The 2,277-nt window shown below is 40.5% G+C and carries 3 protein-coding genes; all 3 read left to right on the top strand.

All coding sequences use genetic code 11. The annotated features are described in order from the left end of the window. A partial coding sequence (gene gldB, locus V5N63_RS10685) for a gliding motility lipoprotein GldB (protein ID WP_332033928.1) occupies window positions 1–726 on the top strand: 726 nt, incomplete at its 5' end. A gap of 39 nt (window positions 727–765) precedes the next feature. Next, the gene (gene gldC / locus V5N63_RS10680; protein ID WP_332020704.1) at window positions 766–1,092 is read left to right on the top strand and encodes a gliding motility protein GldC; all 327 of its coding nucleotides are present in this window, start codon (window positions 766–768) and stop codon (window positions 1,090–1,092) included. A 106-nt stretch (window positions 1,093–1,198) separates the two neighbouring features. Then, window positions 1,199–2,277 (top strand): trans-sulfuration enzyme family protein (locus V5N63_RS10675; protein WP_332033927.1); only part of this gene is annotated, 1,079 nt, incomplete at its 3' end.

Raw genomic sequence — 2,277 nt, 5'->3', positions numbered from 1 at the left:
ATTTATAAAGAAGCTATTTCTAAGATCGACATCGCAAAACTCAACAGCGATTTAACGGGATTGTTCTCTCACATCAAATACTATTTCCCGGAATTTAAAACACCTCAAGTCTATCTTTTTTCCTCTGTTTTAAGCGGAATTATGGAACCAATTTTTTACAGAGATGACGTGAATATGCTTTTTATCGACATTACCGGATTTATGGGCGAAAACAATCTTAATTATAAAGGTTTGGAGCAGTATTTCCAGACTTCGATGAATCCGCAGAATATCGTTCCTAAAGTTTCTGAAGTTTTTGCAAATTATTTTGTGCAGCCGAATCTTAATCACCAGAAATTTATTGATGAACTCATTTATAACGGAAAAATCATGACGCTTCAGGATGCTTTTTTACCGGATTTCCCCGATTATCTGAAAATGCATTATTCCCAGAAACAGTTCGAATGGGCCAAACAAAACGAAGTGAATATCTGGAATTATTTCGTGGAAAACAACCTGATTTTCAGTGACGATCTCCGGCTAAAAGAGCGCTTCATCAATCCGGGGCCGTTTTCAAAATTTTATACCGAAATCGATAACGAATCTTCCCCAAGAGTCGGAATTTTCACCGGATGGCAAATCACCAGAAAATTCTTTCAGCAAAATCCTGAAACCAAACTTACCGATTTCCTGAAAATGAACGCTCAGGATATTTTCAACCAAAGCAATTATAAACCTAAATATTAAAAGAGTTCGCTTTACCACGACTCCGTAACCCAATAAATCATGAGAAAAACCCAGATTACCATAGACGTAGAACTCGACGAAAACCACATTCCCGAAACCATGACCTGGAACGCACAGGATGGCGGAATCGAAGCCCAGGAAACCAAAGCCACCATGATCTCCGTGTGGGATGATAAAGCGATGGAAGCCCTGAGAATTGATCTTTGGACGAAAGATATGCCTGTAGACCAAATGAAAATGTTCCTTCACCAAATCCTCGTGTCATTGGCTAATACTTATGAACGTGCGACCGGCGAAGAAGATGTTGCAAAATGGATGGAGGAAATGGCAGAGCAGTTCGCGGCCAAATCGGCAATTAGAATGTAGCAGGCGGTTTGCTGACGGCCTTTGGCTGATGGCAACTTTAAAACTTAATAACATGCAAATAGGATAAGCCAAAAGCGAAAAGCCATTTGCAATAAGCAATACAATTATGAATTTCAATACCAAAGTAATCCACGGTGGTCAACACCATGAATCCGCAACAGGATCGGTGAATGTACCCGTTTTTTTAACCTCAACTTTTGCGCAGAAATCTCCGGGAATTCATTCCGGTTACGAATATTCCAGAGCGGCAAATCCTACCAGACAAGCCTTGGAAGACAGCTTGGCAAGCATTGAAAACGGCGCGCGAGGTTTAGCTTTCGGTTCCGGTTTGGCGGCAATCGATTGTGTTCTTAAATTATTAAATCCGGGGGATGAAGTTATCGCGGTTGACGATCTTTACGGCGGAACTTACCGAATGTTCACCCGCCTTTTCGAAAAATACCAACTCAAATTTACCTTCGTGAATTTTGATGATGTTTCGAAAATTTCAGATTTAATAAATGATAAAACGAAATTAATCTGGATTGAAACTCCAACCAATCCTTTGATGAAATTGGTTAACATCAAAGCAGTAACCGATTTAGTAAAAGGAAAAGATATTTTGGTTGCGGTTGATAATACTTTTGCGACGCCATATTTGCAAAGACCAATTGATTTAGGTGCTGATATCGTGATGCATTCCGCGACAAAATATCTTGGCGGACACTCCGATGTGATTGCCGGTGCTTTGGTTGCAAAAACTCCTGAACTGGGCGATAAACTCCATTTTATACAGTTTGCGAGCGGTGGAATTCTCGGTCCACACGATTCTTATTTGGTACTTCGTGGAATTAAAACTTTGGCATTACGAGTTCAGAGACATTCGGAAAACGGAATGGCTGTCGCAAAATATCTGGAAAGTCATCCTGCCGTGGACAAAGTGATTTATCCAGGTTTGGAATCTCATCCTCAACACGATTTGGCAAAAAAACAGATGAAGGATTTCGGTGGAATGGTTTCGTTCATCTTTAAATCCGGGAAAAAAGAAGATGCCATCAAGTTTTTAGAAAAACTAAAAGTATTCACTTTAGCTGAATCTTTGGGCGGCGTAGAATCTTTGGCAAATCATCCTGCGTTGATGACCCACGCTTCGATTCCGGCAGAGAAACGTGCAGAATTAGGCATTACCGACGATTTGGTAAGACT

Source organism: Kaistella sp. (assembly GCF_032060305.1).
In the GTDB taxonomy this organism is placed as follows: Bacteria; Bacteroidota; Bacteroidia; order Flavobacteriales; family Weeksellaceae; genus Kaistella; species Kaistella yananensis.
This window is presented reverse-complemented; position numbering and strand designations above follow the sequence as displayed.